Source organism: Chryseobacterium sp. S0630, assembly GCF_024158915.1.
Lineage (GTDB): Bacteria > Bacteroidota > Bacteroidia > Flavobacteriales > Weeksellaceae > Chryseobacterium.
Map to the genome: position 1 here is coordinate 1 of NZ_JAMZGF010000022.1, position 17819 is coordinate 17819.

Sequence of the window (17819 nt, forward strand, 5' to 3'; positions counted from 1 at the left end):
AGCTCCGGAGGAGCGACCTTTTGATTCTATTTAAATTTTATCGAATAAGAATGTTTTTTTATTTAAAATGTCAGACCTAAGGTTGATTCAAGACATTTATATGACTCTCAAACTCTTCAAAATTCTATCAACAAAAAATTGAGGCTGCCCAAACTTTTTGGACAACCTCTTTTGCTATATTATATCGTTTTCAGATTATTGAATCTGTAAGATACTTGAAATCTGCTCTGCCAGGGAAAGACCGATTCTATCCTGTGCTTCCAGAGTAGACGCTCCTGTGTGAGGAGTAAGAGAGATTTTAGAATGAGTAAGGATTTCTTTAGAAGGGGTTGGCTCATTAATGAACACATCCAATCCGGCAAATCTTACTTTCCCTGAATCCAAAGCCTGAATCAAAGCTGTTTCATCAATAACTCCTCCTCTTGAGCAGTTCACAATAGCCACTCCTTCTTTCATCATTTCAAATTCATTCTCACCGATCATATAACCGTCTTTCTGCGCCGGAACGTGTAAAGTAATGAAGTCTGAATGTTTCAGCACTTCCTGAAGTGGTTCAGTTTCGATATCTACGTTGATGAACTGATTGTTGTAAAACTTCACTTTGATACTTGCTTTTCCAACATTATTATCAGCCGCTACCACTCTCATCCCAAGTCCTAAAGCAATTCTTGCCACTTCCTGACCGATTCTTCCCATTCCTACAATACCAATGGTTTTTCCTCTCAATTCAATCCCTGCAGCATAGGCTTTTTTAAGACCTCCAAATTCAGTATCTCCTACCAAAGGCATCTTTCTGTTGGAATCCTGAAGAAATCTTGCCCCGGAAAATAAATGGGCAAAAACAAGTTCAGCCACAGATTCTGAAGATGCGGAAGGCGTATTGATCACGTGAATACCTTTTTCTCTAGCGTAATCTACATCAATATTATCCATACCTACTCCACCTCTGCCAATAATGTCGATGGACGGGCATCCGTCAATAATATCTTTTCTTACCTGCGTAGCACTTCTCACCAAAAGAGTACGGATTTTGTGCTCGTTAATATAATCTACTAAAAATTCCTGTGGAACTTTTGTAGTAATCACCTCAAAGCCTTTTTCTGTCAATGCATCTATTCCAGATTGATCAAGGCCGTCGTTTGCTAAAACTTTCATAAAATATCAAGTATATTAAAAAATGAAAGATTTAAAAATTAAAGGAACAGGTTCGCATTTAATCTTTAAATCTTTGAATTATATTTTTATTCGCCGTCTTCTTTGAATACTTCAATGGTCACTTGTTTTTCTACCAAATCCGTAAATCTTCCTTTGTATCTTGTAGCTCTTACCAGGTGGTTGTCTATCCAGTGATAATTTCCCCCTCTTGGTTTTCCGCAAAGCACGCTGTGGTATTTGAAGCCATGCTTATCCAGCCAGTCGATCGTGATTTGTTTTAGATTTTCGGTTCTTGAAGTAAAAAAGCAGATCTGATGTCCTTCGTCATACCATCTGTTGATTGTTTCCAGTGCATCAGGATAAGGTTCGCAGGTAACCATTCTTTCCGGTTCTTCGTTGGGAACATCATCTGTAATGGTTCCGTCGATATCTATTAAGTAATTTTTTATTCCATCCTTTAGAATAGGACTAATGTGTTCAATGTATTCTAATTCCATTACTAAATATTAAGTAACAAAGTTAGCGTTTTTACAACTATCAGGTATATTAATCTTAGTTTATGTTAATATTTTACTACAAAAACTATTATTTAAAGAATAATATCAATATTTTATCCGTCATTTCACCCGAAAAAGTTAAAAATTTTCGTTTCGTATTTTGTTTTTAAATAATAAAGTGAAAACGTAAAAGAAAATCAATTAAGCAATTAACAAATTTACCTGTTTGCATTGCCGGCTTCTTCATCATCTTGTATCATGATTACAAAAAGCATGATGTTTATCTAAAAATTTCCAAAATACATTTATTACTCTTACATTTGTAGGAATGGAAGAATTTGTCGTTTTAGTAAATCCTGAAGATGAAGTTTTAGGGCTGATGGAGAAACAGCAGGCTCACATCAATGGCCTGTTACACCGTGCTTTTTCTGTATTTCTTTTCAATAATAAAGGAGAAATGCTATTGCAGAAAAGAGCGTCAGGAAAATACCATTCTCCCAATCAATGGACCAATGCAGTATGCTCACACCCACGAGAAGGGGAAACTTATCTAGAAGGAGCAGTACGCAGACTGAAGGAAGAACTGGGAATTGAGGCAGAGCTTTCAGAAAAATTCAATTTTATTTACAAAGCAGATGTAGGAGGTGGCCTTTGGGAACACGAGCTGGATCATGTATTTGTAGGAAATCATGAAACTGATTTCAATTTAAATAAAGAGGAAGTGGAAGAAGTAAGATTCATTTCTATGGAAGATCTGGATAAAGAAATTTCCGAACAGCCTGAAAACTTTACGGAATGGTTCAAAATCATCCTCGAAGAATATAAACACCACTTTTAATGATGAAAAAAATATTGCTTTTTTCTGCTTTTCTGACAGGAAGTCTGTTTTTTGCCCAAAAGGCAGGTGTATTTGACACTCCGAACTACTCTATCAATGTTCCTGAAGGTTGGAAATCCACCAACGACAGTGAGATCATCAATATTTTCCCTACCAGCCAGATCGGTGCTATTACCATCTCGGAATATCATGATCTTTCTCTTCCAAAAGAAGAAGTGAAAAAATTCATCCTGGCCCTTTATCAATCCCAGGATGAAGAGAAAAAAGTAAAAGCAAAAAAGAGCCAAAAAGGATATACAGAATATCTGTATGAACATTTTGATGAAAAAGAGAAGCTGTTCTGGATTACCAAGGCTTTTCAAAAAGATAAAAACTTATATTTAGTTTCCATCAACTGTGGCCAGAAGTTCTGGAACGGAAACTATATGACCCTATTCAATGAGACTTTTAACAGTTTTAAAATAAAGAAATAAAAATTAAATATGAAGAAAACAGCCTTGTACGACAAACATGTTTCTTTGGGAGCTAAGATCGTACCTTTCGCAGGTTTTGAAATGCCTGTTCAATATTCAGGGGTTACAGAAGAGCACTTTGCCGTAAGAGAAAAAGCAGGATTATTTGATGTTTCCCACATGGGACAGTTTTTCATCGAAGGACCAGGATCAAAAGATCTTTTACAATACGTAACTACTAATAATGTAGATGCTCTTGAAAACGGAAAAGCTCAGTATTCTTGTCTTCCTAACGAAAACGGAGGAATTGTAGACGACCTTATCGTATACAAAATGGAAGATGACAAATATTTTGTAGTAGTAAATGCCTCCAATATTGATAAAGACTGGAATCATATTTCAAAATACAATACTTTCGGAGCTAAAATGACCAATGCTTCTGATGAGATGTCATTATTGGCAGTTCAGGGGCCAAAAGCTACTGAAATTCTTCAGAAACTTACGGAAGTAAACCTTTCAGAAATTCCTTACTATCATTTTACCGTAGGAAGTGTTGCAGGAGAAAATGATGTGATCATTTCAAACACTGGTTACACAGGAAGCGGAGGTTTTGAGATTTATTTCAATAATGCAAGTGCTGAAAAACTTTGGGATGCTGTAATGGAAGCAGGTAAAGAAGAAGGAATCATTGCTTGTGGACTGGCTGCCAGAGATACTTTAAGATTAGAAAAAGGATTCTGCCTTTACGGAAATGATATCGACGATACTACATCTCCAATTGAAGCTGGTTTAGGATGGATCACTAAATTTGATAAAGACTTCGTTTCTAAAGATGTTTTTGCAAAACAGAAAGAAGAAGGAGTTGGAAGAAAATTAGTAGGTTTCGAATTGACAGACAAAGGAGTTCCAAGACATGACTATCCTGTAGTAGATGCTGAAGGAAATGTGATTGGAAAAGTAACTTCTGGAACACAGTCTCCAATGAAGAAAGTAGGTTTAGGTCTTGCTTATGTAGACAAACCACATTTCAAATTAGGATCTGAGATCTTTATTCAGGTAAGAAACAAGAACATTCCTGCAAAAGTGGTAAAAGCTCCTTTTGTATAATCTGTTCTGAAGATATACTTAAATAAGAGAGGCTGTGATGTGTTCACAGCCTCTTTTTTGTCTAATAACAGATACAGCAGATTTTCCTGTCGGGAGAACAGGCATCACCTACCCCGGGAGTATTGGAAAGCACTCCGCCTGCAGGAAAACATAATGTATTACAGTTAACCGGAAGGGTTTTCCCTCCACCATTAATTTCCTTTAAGGCTGATCTGTTAAGATTCTTTGTTTTTGAAAAGTTTGTTTTCATGATGTAATTTTTGGTGATCATAAATATAGTCATAAATCACAACAAAACATTAAAAAACAACAACATAAAACACACTCCCAAATAAAAACAACCGGCTTAACAATAGAAATCATTAAGCCGGATAAATTAACTCGTTAAAGTTTTATTTATTCATGTACGCCAAAGAACTTCTGCAGTTCTTCAACATTTTTCTTATCATTTCCAACGAAAATCTCCTTATCAGTAATAAATACAGGTCTTTTCAGGAAGGTGTAGTGATCCAGCAATAATTCTTTAAAATCTTTTTCAGTCAAAGATTTCACATCCAGCCCTCTCAGTTTGATCTGAGTAGATTTTTTGCTGAACAATGCTTCGTATGATTTTGTTTTTTTATGCATTTCCACCAATTCTTCTTTCGTAATCGGCTCTTTTTTGATTTCGCGAAGTTCCCAGTCTGTAAGATCGAATTGGGCTAAAATTTTTCTGCAGGTATCACATGTGTTGAGATAAAATACTTTCTTCATTACGGTTTCTAAATCTGTTATGGGTTAAAATTCTCTTTCATTGAAAGTTTCGTCTTTCAAAAGTAGGATTTAATCTAAAACTTTGGAAATTATTAAATAACTTTATTCAAATTTTATAAAGATGCAGAACAAGCCTATTACTTTTCAGTTTATTTCGGAGCCTTCAGATGTTAATTACGGAGGAAATGTACATGGAGGAAGTGTTATGAAATGGATTGACCAGGCGGGTTATGCATGTGCGACAACCTGGAGTGGTAATTATTCCGTCACGGTGTATGTAGGTGGAATCCGTTTTTACGATCCAATTAAAATCGGTGAAGTGGTAAAAGTAGATGCACAGGTGATCTATACCGGAACATCCAGTATGCATATTGCCATCAATGTCTTTTCCCGAAACCTGAAACAGCCGAATTTTGAGAAAAAAACCCACTGTATTATTGTTTTTGTGGCGGTAGACGAAAACGGAAAGAAACTTCCTGTACCGAAATGGATCCCCGAAACAGAAGAAGAAAAGCAGCAGGAAATTTACGCTAAGCGCCTGATGGAGTTGAGAACGCAGATTGAGAATGAAATGAAACCGTTTTTGTAAGAGCGGGTTTCGAGATGCAAGAGTACGAGGTTCAAAGTTTAAGGTTCAGGGTTTAACGTTTTTGAGAAATCAATGACAAAAAGACGACCAATCACATGATATGAAAAGTATTTTCACCTTAACGGCATTGCTTATGATAGCTTTGTGTCCGGCTCAGACGCATCGGTTTATGTATGAACTGCAATATAAGATGGATTCTACCGAAACCTCTTATGAAAAGCTGAATATGATACTGGATATTACTCCCAAAGAGGTAAAATTCTACGGAAGAAATCTCATTACAACGGATTCTTTAAACAAGAAATTCGGGATGAATACCAGTCATACGGATATGTCCGGACAGGTAGTGAAAAGAAAAATCAATTCTTTTGATAATGAGAATTTCATTAATATTAAAAATGGATATTACTCCTTTAAAACTACAGATAAAATAAACTGGATAATCTCTGATGAAACCAAAAAGGTAGAAAATTATACATTACAAAAAGCCACTACCCGATTTGGAGGAAGAAACTGGATCGCCTGGTTCTGTAAAGATATTCCTTTTAATGAAGGACCATTTAAACTCCGAGGATTGCCAGGTTTAATTTTTGAGCTTTCTGATACCAAAAAGAACTTCATTTATCATCTTATTAAAAGTCAGGAACTGCCGGAAGTCTATCCGACAGATAACTTTATTGAATCCAATTTCGGAAACAAAGCCATTTCTATCAATGAAAAGCAAAAATATAAACTGATCATGGAATTTTACAACGATCCTTTTGCTTTCGAGAGAAACAATTTCAGCAAATCCAATAATGATCTTAAAATTAATATCAATGGAAAAGAAATCCGGAATGTAGATGAATTGAATACCCAAACCAAAAGTATGCAGGAAGTCATAAGAAAATACAACAATCCGCTTGAGATTGATAAAGCAATGCATTATCCAATATATTAAAACGATGGTTTATTTTTAAGTTTAGGCTAAAGCCTGAGGAAAGTTAAAAATTTATTTAGGTGGGCTAAAGCCCACCTCTATTGATGTTGACATCCGGATACTTAATGGTAATATCTTTTATCTTTTATCTTTTATCTTTTATCTTTTATCTTTTATCTTTTTATCATAATTCTTATATTTGCAGTATCAAAAGGAAATGGTGTTCTTCCTTACCCAACCGCTTTACAAAAGCTGATGACGCCTGATTAAAAGATTATTAACAAATAACTAATCAGGATTATCATGTCAAAAAGTCAAAGAACACCAGCTAAAAAAGCAATTTTTCTTACTCATTTTTTCTTCAGAAAATTTCCGGCTCTACCCTATATTTTAAAATGGTTGTGTATCAGTATCATTATTGGAACTTTAATAGGAACCGCTTCAGCAGGATTTCTTCAATCTCTGGAATGGGCAACAAACTTCAGAGAAAACCATCTCTGGCTGATTGCATTGCTTCCTGTAGCGGGATTCCTGATAGGACTTCTTTATTATTACTTCGGGAAAGATGTAGAAGCAGGAAACAATCTGTTAATTGATACTATTCATGAGCCTAAGGGAATCATTCCTTTTAAAATGGCACCTTTTGTTTATCTCGGAACGATTGTAACCCATTTTTTCGGAGGCTCTGCAGGCCGTGAAGGAACAGCACTTCAAATGGCGGGAGCTATCGCTGATCAGCTTACAAAACCTTTTAAGCTCGACAGAAACGACAGAAAAATATTGGTTATTTCAGCGATTGCTGCTGGATTTGGCTCTGTTTTCGGAACTCCACTTGCAGGAGCAGTTTTTGGTCTTGAAGTTTTTCTGATCGGAAGAATTCGTTACAATGCCATTTTTCCGGCATTCGCTTCTGCAATTCTGGCAGACTGGGCAACCAATCTCTGGAATGTAAAACATACTCATTATCATATTGATTTTATTCCCAAACTGGAGTTTTTACCCATTCTCTACAGTATTCTGGCGGGTATTGTCTTTGGAATCTGTGCGGCTGCTTTCAGTAAAATCATCCATTGGATGGGCTCTCTTTTCAAATCAAAAATCAAATATCCTCCGCTTCGTCCTGTTGTAGGAGGAATCATTATAGCACTTGCTGTTTTTGCAATGGGAACAACCCGCTATATCGGATTGGGAGTTCCTGTGATTGTAGAATCTTTTGAAAAGCAGCTTCCATTATATGATTTTGCATTAAAAATGATTTTTACCATTGTTACGCTTTCCGCTGGATTCAAAGGTGGAGAAGTCACCCCTTTATTCTTTATCGGAGCTACATTAGGAAGTGCTTTATCACTTTTCATCCCATTACCCTTCGGATTATTGGCGGGAATGGGTTTTGTAGCCGTATTTGCCGGAGCTACCAATACTCCGTTAGCCTGTATGTTGATGGGAATTGAATTATTTGGAGCGGAATGTGGTGTGTATGTGGCTATTGCCTGTGTTGTATCTTATCTTCTTTCCGGTCACAACAGTATTTATACAAAACAGAAGATCGGAGAAGCAAAAAACAGAAGGTATGAAAATCAGCAGGACAAATCTATTTCGGATTTTTTATAAGGGGTTACGGGTTTCGAGGTGCGAGATTCGGGGTGCGAGATTCGGGATTCGGGTTGCTAGTTAAAAGGTACGAGATTCGTGGTTATGAGATTTACATTAGGTTTATTTTGTTGTGTGATGCTGGTTTTTATTGGTTCTTAGTTGTTCGCTTATAAAATCTTGAAACCCAAAATATACAATCGCATAACCAAAAATCACTCAAACTCAAAACCACAAACCTCGAATCCCGAATCTCTCAAGTTCTCAGACTCAAAAAACCCCGAAACTCGCAACTCGCATCTCATCACCCTCAAACCCTCCCACTCTCAAACTCTCAAACTCACCAACTCCCTCACTCCATTTCCAACTATAATTCGTAATTTTACCCCATGTTCGATTACAGATTAAAAGTTTTCCATACGGTAGCTACCCGATTAAGCTTTACGAAGGCTTCAGAAGAGCTACATATTTCCCAGCCGGCTGTTACTAAACATATTAAAGAAATTGAAACTCAGATAAGTGCTAAGCTATTTGACCGTAAAGGAACTTCTATTCAATTAACCCAAAGCGGAAAGATTCTGTTTGAGCATGCAGAAAAGATCAGAAATATCTACCGTGATATGGAATTTGAGATCAGCCAGATCAATCAGCAGCATAAGGGAAAACTGATTATCGGGGCGAGTACAACTGTTGCACAGTATATTTTACCGGAGATTTTGGCCAAATTCAATTCATATTATAAAGATATTAAGATTGAACTTCTTACAGGAAATACAGAAACCATCACAACCCTTTTGAAGGAAGAAAAGATTGACCTGGGCATCATTGAAGGAGAATCACAGTCTTCTTATTTCGAGTATAAAACATTTAAGCCGGATGAAATTGTTCTGGCTGCAAAGTCAGATCATCCTCTTTCTCATAAAACATTAAACTTAAAAGATCTGTATCAACTGGATCTGATCTTCAGAGAACAAGGTTCTGGAACTCTTGAGTTTATACAAAACAGGCTTAAAGAAAAAGAAATCAATATGAACGATCTGAATACTGTCATGCAGCTGGGAAGCAGTGAGAGTATCAAAAATTATCTTCTTCATTCGGAATGTATGGCATTTCTTTCCATCAGTACGATTTTGAATGAATTGAAAAACAATATACTGACCGTGATTGATATTAAAAATTTCAGTATTGAAAGAGATTTTCATTTTATTCTTCCTAAAGGCGAACAATCTGAACTGATCAGGCTTTTTCTGAGATTTGCAGAATAAGCAACAAGCAAAGATATAACCTTTAGTTATCCAATATAACAAAATACGATTTACTTTATAATAGTATTTTCCGGAATTTTGATGCAGATTTTAAAAGTTCGCATTATGAAAGATTTCATTCAAAATGAAATGACACGGAAAGTATTTTTTATTGTTTTGGCTGTATTATGCCTTACACCGCTTATATCTTCTCCAATCGCTCTGGCTCTAGGTTTTTTTCTAGTTGTTTTTATCGGAAACCCATTTGAAAAACACCTTCATCAATATATTCATTTGTTGCTGCAGATTTCAATTGTAGGTCTGGGATTCGGGCTGAAGCTGGATGAAGCACTTCACGCAGGAAAAACAGGACTGATGCTGACCGTTGTAAGTATTGTTACTGTAATGGTATTAGGTTATTTTCTTGGAAAATTATTTAAACTGGAAAGACCTTTATCTTATCTTCTTTCCGCAGGAACGGCTATTTGTGGCGGGAGTGCCATTGCAGCCGTATCTCCTATTATTAAACCCAGTACGAAACAGATTTCTCTTGCGCTGGCTATTGTTTTTACCCTAAATTCTATTGCGCTGTTTGTTTATCCTGCCATAGGACATCTTCTGAATCTGTCACAGGAACAGTTTGGACTTTGGTGTGCAGTGGGAATTCATGATACGAGTTCTGTAGTAGGCGCTGCCAGCAAATATGGAGATGAAGCCTTGAAAATAGCAACTACTGTGAAATTGGCTCGTGCTTTATGGATTATTCCTGTTTCACTGATTACCATGTTTATTTTTAAAAGTAAAGATTCCAAAATAAAGATTCCATGGTTTATTGGATATTTCATTGTGGCGATCCTATTGAATACTTATTTCCCGTTTCTTGATCGTTTCAGCACTTCAATTACTGTTCTTGCAAAATCCGGTCTGAATCTGACTTTATTTTTGATTGGTTCTACCCTTTCTATTCAAACGCTGAAATCAATCGGATTAAAACCTTTGGTTATGGCAATTATCCTATGGGTAACGATAAGCATCGGTAGTCTTCTTTACATCATCCATTAAAAAGAGCAGAACCCTTTTGAAGTCAAAAGGGTTCTGCATATTAAATGTGGAAATGTTTATTTCTAATTGAAATAATTTTCTTTAGATTGCGGCTTCACCACAAGTATATACCTGCGGGCAACCGATATACTGTACACAATACCAAGGTCCTGTTACAGATCCTGAGCAGCTGCATCCGCAAAGAGATAAATCCGGATTACCGCTTATTCCTCCTGTAATATTTTTCAAGTCTTGTTTTCTCAGTTTTTTAGCGTTTTTCATAATGTTCGTGAGATTTAGTTTTAATTAGATAATTTAGTTTTAGTTACATTCCAAAGTTAAACAAATATTAAACACTCGCAACAAAAACCAGAATAAAATTTAATAATTTATTGATTATAACTTCATTATTACATTCAAAATAAGGATTATCAGTATTTTATTTATTAAACAAGTTAAATTATTCTGTAAATTCAAGGTCTCTGTCGTGGGTTTCAGAAATGGTAAGTGAAGAATAAAATGCAAGCCCAAATACCACGACTCCAACTATAGCAGCACTTTCCACAACAGGAAAATGTCCTTTAAGGGAATCAAAAGCGAATATCATCACCGGTACCAATCCTCTTACCATATTAGGAACGGTTGTGGTGGCGGTATTTCTGATATTCGTTCCGAACTGCTCTGCGGCCAGTGTCACAAACATTGCCCAGTATCCTGTTCCGAAACCAAGCCATACACAAAACAGATAATATTTTGTTTCTGTATTCGTATTACCAAATAACATGATTGCCACCCCGATCAGGGTAAAGATCAGCATATAAAAGATGGCCATTTTACGGGATTTTAAAGCATGGGAAATAAAACCGCTCAGCAGATCACCGACAGAAATCCCCACATAAGCCCACATAATTGCTTTTCCGGGGTTGATCTCTGTAATTCCTAATTCAGGGGCAAACTGATTGGCTAAAACAGCCAGAATCCCTATACAATACCATGTAGGTAACCCTACGGCAATGCATTTTAAATATCTTATCAATCTGTCTTTATTGGTAAAAAAGGAGAGAAAGTTTCCTTTTGAGATATTTTTATGCTCAAGATTCTTATAAATTCCGGATTCCGATACGCTTATTCTCAGTATCAATAACATAATTCCCATGATTCCACCAATAATGTAAGAAATATTCCATCCTCCAGACAGCTCTACAGTAAGCTGAGCCACTACAGCACCCATTAATCCAAAACCAGCAACCACTGAGGTTCCGATTGCTCTTAAATTCTTCGGCAGACTCTCAGAAACCAGTGTAATTCCCGCTCCAAGCTCTCCGGCAAGCCCAATACCTGCAATGAACCTTAAACCTGCATATTGGTACACCAAATGCTCTTTGGGAAAATAAGGAAGAAAACCACAGGCGATATTGGCTAATGAATAGACCAGAATAGATCCAAACAGTACAGAAAGCCTTCCCTTTTTGTCTCCGAAAATACCCCAGAATACTCCTCCGATGAGAAGTCCTACCATCTGGCAGTTCAGTATAAAGGTTCCGTCTGCATCCGGATTAAGCCCTAAAGCTTTTAAACTTGGAATTCTAACGATACCGAATAAAAGAAGGTCATAGATATCTACAAAATAGCCTAAGGCAGAAATAATAACGGGAATAGAGAAAATGTACTTCAGTTTTGAAGACAGGGACAGTTCTTGCATTTTTAAGTTTTGATAAAAATAAAAAACCTTTCAATTTCTTGAAAGGTTTTTATCAAATATCTTTTTCTGATTATTATCTGGCAATATTCACAGCTCTCGTTTCTCTGATTACTGTTACTTTTACTTGTCCCGGATAAGTCAGTTCATTCTGGATTTTCTCAGAGATGTCGTAAGAAAGCTGAGACGCTACTTCGTCATTTACTTTTCCACTCTCTACCATTACTCTCAGTTCTCTACCTGCCTGGATTGCGTAAGCACTTGATACTCCATCGAAGCTTAATGCTGCAGATTCAAGGTCTTTTAATCTCTGAATATAAGATTCCAATACCTGTCTTCTTGCTCCCGGTCTAGCTCCAGAGATCGCATCGGCAACCTGAATGATCGGAGATAATAATGACTTCATTTCAATTTCGTCGTGGTGAGCTCCAATAGCATTTACTACTTCAGGATTTTCACCATATTTCTCAGCCCACTGCATTCCTAAAAGGGCGTGTGGTAATTCTGATTCCTGCTCAGGAACTTTACCGATATCGTGTAAAAGACCTGCTCTTTTAGCTAATTTTACGTTTAATCCTAACTCAGCAGCCATAGTTGCAGCGATGTTAGCTACTTCTCTTGAGTGCTGTAGTAAGTTTTGTCCGTAAGAAGAACGGTACTTCATTCTACCTACGATTTTGATCAATTCCGGGTGTAATCCGTGGATTCCTAAATCAATGATGGTTCTCTTACCCACTTCGATGATTTCCTCCTCGATCTGTTTTCTTGTTTTTTCTACAACTTCTTCGATTCTTGCCGGGTGAATTCTACCATCGGTTACCAATCTGTGAAGGGATAGTCTTGCAATTTCTCTTCTTACAGGATCAAAACATGAAAGAAGAATAGCTTCCGGAGTATCATCAACAATAATTTCTACTCCTGTTACGGCTTCTAAAGCACGGATATTTCTACCTTCTCTACCGATGATTCTACCTTTTACTTCATCAGATTCAATGTTGAAAACTGATACTGAATTTTCGATAGCCTGCTCTGTTCCGATTCTCTGGATCGTTTGGATAACGATTTTTCTCGCTTCATTTTTAGCATTCATCTGAGCTTCTTCCATGATGCTCTGAACATGTGCCTGTGCTCTTGTTTTAGCTTCAGCTCTCATGGTTTCTACCAATTCTGCCTTAGCTTCATCTGCTGTATAATTAGAGATTTTCTCAAGTACTTCTACTTTCTTGGCAGTAGCTGTATCTAATTCCTGTTGTTTCTTTTCAAGAATTTCATTTTTCTTAGCATAATCTGCAATCTGCTTGTCTAAATCTTTTTCAAGTTTTCCAGTCTTGCTAAGCTCGTCATTCAGCTTATGTTCTTTGTCTTTCGTTCTCTTTTCAACTTCCTGCATTTTCTTTTCGCGGGATTGAATATCTGCATCATGCTGTGATTTCAATTCCAGAAATTTTTCTTTAGCCTGAAGATTCTTTTCTTTCTTTATGGATTCAGCCTGAACGTTAGCTTTTTCTATAAGGTTTTCGGCATTTTTCTTTGCATCATCTATGATGAATTTTGCTTTAGTATTCAGAGAACTTCTGGAAAAAAACATTCCCACGACAGCTCCGATTACTAAACAAACAACACCGACTATAACTTCTATCATAATTTATATTGAGTTTTAATTGTATTCATATCCTTGTTCAATAAAAAAAGCCTACAATAATCCAGAGATTGAGAGTAAACTCCTAATCAACACGATTTGAACTGATTTCCACTGTCTGTAATCCGGAAGTCCGGCACGCCATTCAATGGACATTTGTTCGGTAATTGTTTAGCGTTGAGTTTACCTTTAATGTGTTAGAATTATTGTAGGCAGTACTTTTCAGGAAAAAAAATCTATTTCCCGATTTCATTCAACGATTGATTAATCTGCGTTAATCTTTCATTGGTTGAATTAATATTTTTCTCGTAGTTAAGAGAAACTACTTCTGCATTGGTTCCCAGTTTAAGGGCACACATGGCCAAAGCATCCTGTTTATCTCTTACATCGAAATTCTGTTCAAAATCTTTAATCATATTCTCGATCTGCTTCCCTACTTTACGCAAAGTTTCTTCCTCTGCTGCCGGTACGTTCAGCGGATACACTCTTCCTGCAATGTTGACGGTTATTCTCCTTACCTCCATTATAATCCACTGTTTTGAAGCTGAGCAATACAGAAATCAATTTCTTTCACCAATCTGTTGATATGGTTTTTCATTAATCTATTGTGTTCAGGATTTCCTGATATTGCTGAATAAAGTTTTATATTTTTTTGTTCTTCTGCTAATACCTGATTCTTTCTTCTTTCCTCATCATATTTCTTCTTCAACTCTTCATGCTCAAAATTTAATTCTTTTAAATTTTCCGTAAGATTTTTATAGTTCTTTTGCAGAGTCGAAATCTTTCTCTCTAATTCTGAAAAATTGTTTTCTAAATCTTGAAGCATTTCAGGTTTGTATATTCTAACTAAAAGCAAAAATAAAAAAATAATAACACTAACAAAAATAAAACACTCTATATTTTGATATAACAATAAAAAAGGAGGCGCTAGTGCACCTCCTCTGTATTTTTTAATACAATATTTTTTATTCAAATTTCAGAACGAACATTACCGCTCTAGTCTGCAATGTAGAGATCGCAGATGACCAGTAAGGAGGTGTAGTAGCGTTATCTGCCACTTTTTCATTGTTCATGAAGAATGTTCCTCTTACGGCAGGAGTCAGTTTAAACTTGTTGAAATAAAACTGAATTCCCATTTCTGCAGACCATGCAAAGTTGTGCGTTGTAGATCTGTAGATTCCCTGCATGTTGTCATCTGTAGAACTTGAGTTAGACTGAAGGTTTACAACATAGTTCACCCCTGCAGCAACGTAAGGCCTTGAATTGTACCATCTTTGACCGTGAAGTTCCAGAAGTACCGGAATATCAATCAAAGTAGATTTAATTTCTCTTACTTTATCCTTTTCCTGTAAAGGGAATGGCATAAAAGGAGGATTGGTTAAAGATCCACCCGCATAAATGTCATTGGATTGAGTATTAAAAGTCAACTGTCTTTGTGCAAACTGTAACCCTGGTTCTACTCTTACATCAAGATAGTCATTCAGTCTCCATTTTGCAATAAGCCCGGCACCGAAACTATAACTTTCCTTAGAGGTAACAAGGTTTTCATTATCATTCATCCCATATTTCGGATGCAAAACAATGCGGTAATCCAGTCTGTTCCCGTTCAAATAAAACCCCCAACTGAATTTCTGTTCGTCGAAATCTTCCAACTTGTCCATTCTGTTTCGGGTTCTGAATTGCGCGTTTGCAAAAACGGCAACATTTACTGAGGTTAAAACCAGTGCTTTTAATAGAAATTTATTCATAGGTTACTTTGTTGCTTTATAAATTGTGGCTATACCTAAACTTAATTTTTTATATTCAACTTTCTTAAATCCCGTATCTAAAAGAATTTGCTTCATCTTCTCCCCGAAAGGAAAAGCATTTACAGAATCCGGAAGGTATGTATACGCCCTATTATCCTTAGAAACCAATCTGCCGATGGCAGGTAATATATTTTTGAAATAAAACATATAAAATGGTCCCATGAAACCCTCAACCTTTGAAAACTCCAGTATATAAACACTTTTGTTATCTTTAACTACTCTTCTTAACTCTGCCAAACCTTTGGTAAGGTTTTCAAAATTCCTTACTCCAAATGCAACGGAAACAGCATCAAATCTATTGTCCTCGAAAGGTAAATTTTCTGCATCTCCTTTTTGCATGGAAATTTTGCCGTCTAATTTAAGTTTTTTTATTTTAATAACGCCAACATTCAGCATTTGTTGTGATAAATCTAATCCAACTACTTTAGAACCGGTTCCTTTTTCAATCGTAATTGCCAGATCTCCCGTTCCTGTAGCCACATCCAGCACTTCCTGCGGATTATCATTTTTCATCCATTTTACCAGTTTATTTCTCCACAAAATGTCAATTTTCATGGATAAAACACGGTTCAGAAGGTCGTACTTCGGTGCAATGTTGTCGAACATATCCTCTACCTGGCTCTTTTTTGTAGCCTCTGAATTGTAGGGAGTAACTTTGGTGATATCTTTTGTCAAAACTTAAAACTTGTAATATTCTTTGTAATAATTTAGGTAATCCTGCTTTCTGAAGATTTTGGATCTTGATTCCACTTTCTGGATATTTTTGATCACTTTGTCATAGTCTTCATCTACATTGTAATAAAAATCTTCTGTGTAAAGCTTATTGAAGCGTCTTGCTCCTCCGTAATAATCCTTTCCGTCAATAACAGTTTTATCAAGGTTGGCCAGTAACGAATCTTTCTTAAGATTGTATCCGTAATACTGATCGTTTACATAGTAATCCTGGTGTGTAATATTAATCAGACCACGAAGTTTATTCACTTCAAATGCTGAATCATAAAGCATTTTTTTGTTCTGATCAAAAACCTGAATAGAGTTTTTCCCTTTATTCAAATCCACATGCACATACTGCCCCGCTGAAATAATTCCTTCAGATCCGTTATTGATCTTAAAGTAATACGTATTCGGGGTAGGATTATCTACCACATAATAATTCTTCTTGGCTAAAAAAAGGAAGTAGATCCCAAAGGCAACGATAAACGCCACAGCTGCAATAAGTAAGCCTTTTAAGGACGAGTTGTTTTTCATAGATTGTAAAGTACAATTTTTGCAAATTTAATAATATTTTTAATTCTCCGTTATTAATATTAATTATTAACTTTGCATCTTTAAAAAAATCATATAAACGAATGCCGAATACGATCATTATTGGCTCTGGATCTTATATTCCGAACAGAGTTATTGGTAGAGATTACTTCATGAATTCCGAGTTCTATACTGAAGACGGAGTAAAGATTGAAAAGCCTGTGGAAGAGACCATTGCGAAATTTGTAGAGATTACAGAAATCGAAAACAGGAGATTCATTGAGGATGATCTTTCCAACTCTCAAATCGGTTATGAAGCTGCAAAAATTGCCCTTGAGGATGCAAAAGTAGACGGCGAAGAATTGGATTATATCATCTACGCAAGCAATTTCGGGGAAGTTACTGAAAACGGATACGCTGATTTTATGCCGACAATGGCAGCGAGAGTAAAGAATAAACTGGGAATAAAAAACAGAAAATGCGTAACATATGATATGGTTTTCGGATGCCCGGGATGGGTTGAAGCTATGATTTTGGCTGATAATCTTATCAAAGCTAAAGTAGCTAAAACAATCCTTGTTATTGGAGGAGAGACTTTAAGCAGAGTAACTGATCCATATGACAGAAACAGAATGATCTTCGCTGATGGTGCCGGAGCTGTAGTAGTAAAAGCAACTGACGAAGAAAATGTAGGAATTATTGCTCACAACACGATTTGTGACAACGGACCGGAATTAAACTACCTTGAAAACCAACCTTCCATCAATAAAGAAGCAGATCAAAAACGTCTTTATGTAAGAATGTTAGGAAGAAAGATCTACGAATACGCTCTTAAAAACGTACCGGTTGCGATTAAAGATACCATTACTGATGCAAATCTTTCTATTGAAGATATAGATAAAATCTTAATTCACCAGGCAAACGCTAAAATGGATTATGCAATGATTGAGAGACTTCACAGGCTTTATGATGTAAAAGAATACGATCATGCAATCTCTCCAATGACGATTCAGGACCTTGGAAATACTTCCGTAGCCACAATTCCTACTATGTATGACATTATAATTAAAGGAAAAATGGAGGGTCAATCGTTTAAAGATAATGGTAACATTGTGATGACTTCGGTAGGTGCCGGAATGAACATCAATGCTATCGTTTATAGATTTCCTAAAAAGTAATATTTAAACCATTAAAAATATAAAAGCACAGGGAAGTTTATTCTTTGTGCTTTTTTTTGATCAGA

General features: G+C 36.2%; 21 protein-coding genes and 1 riboswitch. Of the genes, 9 read left to right on the plus strand and 12 right to left on the minus strand.

Features of this window, described 5'->3' with window-relative positions; genetic code table 11:
- Positions 1-195 precede the first annotated feature (195 nt).
- The gene (locus NK356_RS11565) at positions 196-1155 is read right to left on the minus strand and encodes a D-2-hydroxyacid dehydrogenase (protein WP_253317029.1); all 960 of its coding nucleotides are present in this window, start codon (positions 1153-1155) and stop codon (positions 196-198) included.
- Positions 1156-1241: 86 nt separating this feature from the next.
- Positions 1242-1652, minus strand: a complete 411-nt coding sequence (locus tag NK356_RS11570) for a phosphoheptose isomerase (protein WP_002980498.1) — start codon at positions 1650-1652, stop codon at positions 1242-1244.
- 328 nt (positions 1653-1980) lie between these two features.
- Between NK356_RS11570 and idi the strand changes: the two genes are divergently transcribed.
- Genes idi through gcvT form a run of 3 tightly spaced genes read left to right on the plus strand, consistent with a single transcriptional unit; the run spans position 1981 to position 4049 of the window.
- Positions 1981-2490 carry an isopentenyl-diphosphate Delta-isomerase gene (idi, locus tag NK356_RS11575; protein ID WP_034695949.1) on the plus strand — a complete coding sequence of 170 codons (510 nt, stop codon included), beginning with the start codon at positions 1981-1983 and terminating at the stop codon, positions 2488-2490.
- Entirely contained in the window at positions 2490-2963 is a 474-nt protein-coding gene (locus tag NK356_RS11580) for a hypothetical protein (protein WP_034695950.1), read from the plus strand. Before idi ends, NK356_RS11580 begins: the two co-directional genes overlap by 1 nt.
- Positions 2964-2972: 9 nt before the next feature.
- Positions 2973-4049, plus strand: a complete 1077-nt coding sequence (gene gcvT, locus NK356_RS11585; protein WP_034695952.1) for a glycine cleavage system aminomethyltransferase GcvT — start codon at positions 2973-2975, stop codon at positions 4047-4049.
- A 61-nt stretch (positions 4050-4110) separates the two neighbouring features.
- Here gcvT and NK356_RS11590 read toward each other — a convergent pair whose 3' ends face one another.
- Both NK356_RS11590 and NK356_RS11595 read right to left on the minus strand, forming a co-directional pair.
- Positions 4111-4299 carry a hypothetical protein gene (locus tag NK356_RS11590; protein WP_253317030.1) on the minus strand — a complete coding sequence of 63 codons (189 nt, stop codon included), beginning with the start codon at positions 4297-4299 and terminating at the stop codon, positions 4111-4113.
- Between the two features lie 146 nt (positions 4300-4445).
- A complete protein-coding gene (locus tag NK356_RS11595) occupies positions 4446-4802 on the minus strand; it encodes an arsenate reductase family protein (protein WP_034695958.1) in 357 nt (118 codons plus the stop codon).
- Positions 4803-4923: 121 nt separating this feature from the next.
- Here NK356_RS11595 and NK356_RS11600 point away from each other — a divergent pair, with 121 nt between their 5' ends.
- From NK356_RS11600 to NK356_RS11620, 5 genes are all read left to right on the plus strand, one after another.
- A complete protein-coding gene (locus NK356_RS11600; RefSeq protein WP_034695960.1) occupies positions 4924-5391 on the plus strand; it encodes an acyl-CoA thioesterase in 468 nt (155 codons plus the stop codon).
- Between the two features lie 100 nt (positions 5392-5491).
- A complete protein-coding gene (locus NK356_RS11605) occupies positions 5492-6331 on the plus strand; it encodes a GLPGLI family protein (protein WP_253317031.1) in 840 nt (279 codons plus the stop codon).
- 183 nt (positions 6332-6514) lie between these two features.
- A riboswitch (Fluoride riboswitch) is annotated at positions 6515-6582 on the plus strand.
- A 31-nt stretch (positions 6583-6613) separates the two neighbouring features.
- Positions 6614-7921: a voltage-gated chloride channel family protein gene (locus NK356_RS11610; protein WP_253317032.1), complete on the plus strand. Its 1308-nt coding sequence runs from the start codon at positions 6614-6616 to the stop codon at positions 7919-7921.
- A gap of 368 nt (positions 7922-8289) precedes the next feature.
- Positions 8290-9165, plus strand: a complete 876-nt coding sequence (locus tag NK356_RS11615; protein WP_253317033.1) for a LysR family transcriptional regulator — start codon at positions 8290-8292, stop codon at positions 9163-9165.
- 105 nt (positions 9166-9270) lie between these two features.
- The gene (locus NK356_RS11620; protein ID WP_156106448.1) at positions 9271-10206 is read left to right on the plus strand and encodes a YeiH family protein; all 936 of its coding nucleotides are present in this window, start codon (positions 9271-9273) and stop codon (positions 10204-10206) included.
- An 81-nt stretch (positions 10207-10287) separates the two neighbouring features.
- Here NK356_RS11620 and NK356_RS11625 read toward each other — a convergent pair whose 3' ends face one another.
- From NK356_RS11625 to NK356_RS11660, 8 genes are all read right to left on the minus strand, one after another.
- On the minus strand, positions 10288-10467 hold the full coding sequence (locus NK356_RS11625) for a hypothetical protein (protein ID WP_034695964.1): 180 nt from the start codon (positions 10465-10467) through the stop codon (positions 10288-10290).
- Between the two features lie 178 nt (positions 10468-10645).
- On the minus strand, positions 10646-11887 hold the full coding sequence (locus tag NK356_RS11630) for an MFS transporter (protein ID WP_034695965.1): 1242 nt from the start codon (positions 11885-11887) through the stop codon (positions 10646-10648).
- A gap of 73 nt (positions 11888-11960) precedes the next feature.
- Positions 11961-13526, minus strand: a complete 1566-nt coding sequence (gene rny, locus NK356_RS11635) for a ribonuclease Y (RefSeq protein WP_034695966.1) — start codon at positions 13524-13526, stop codon at positions 11961-11963.
- 233 nt (positions 13527-13759) lie between these two features.
- Positions 13760-14047, minus strand: a complete 288-nt coding sequence (locus NK356_RS11640) for a cell division protein ZapA (RefSeq protein ID WP_034695967.1) — start codon at positions 14045-14047, stop codon at positions 13760-13762.
- Positions 14047-14349, minus strand: a complete 303-nt coding sequence (locus tag NK356_RS11645) for a hypothetical protein (protein ID WP_034695970.1) — start codon at positions 14347-14349, stop codon at positions 14047-14049. The genes NK356_RS11640 and NK356_RS11645 overlap by 1 nt, the downstream gene beginning before the upstream one ends.
- 139 nt (positions 14350-14488) lie before the next feature.
- Positions 14489-15271, minus strand: coding sequence for a porin family protein (locus NK356_RS11650; protein ID WP_034695972.1), 783 nt, complete (start codon positions 15269-15271; stop codon positions 14489-14491).
- Positions 15272-15274: 3 nt separating this feature from the next.
- Positions 15275-16006, minus strand: coding sequence for a bifunctional demethylmenaquinone methyltransferase/2-methoxy-6-polyprenyl-1,4-benzoquinol methylase UbiE (ubiE, locus tag NK356_RS11655; RefSeq protein ID WP_034695974.1), 732 nt, complete (start codon positions 16004-16006; stop codon positions 15275-15277).
- Positions 16007-16009: 3 nt separating this feature from the next.
- Positions 16010-16579, minus strand: coding sequence for a hypothetical protein (locus tag NK356_RS11660; RefSeq protein ID WP_034695976.1), 570 nt, complete (start codon positions 16577-16579; stop codon positions 16010-16012).
- A 101-nt stretch (positions 16580-16680) separates the two neighbouring features.
- Here NK356_RS11660 and NK356_RS11665 point away from each other — a divergent pair, with 101 nt between their 5' ends.
- The gene (locus tag NK356_RS11665) at positions 16681-17754 is read left to right on the plus strand and encodes a 3-oxoacyl-ACP synthase III family protein (RefSeq protein WP_034695978.1); all 1074 of its coding nucleotides are present in this window, start codon (positions 16681-16683) and stop codon (positions 17752-17754) included.
- Positions 17755-17819 lie beyond the last annotated feature (65 nt).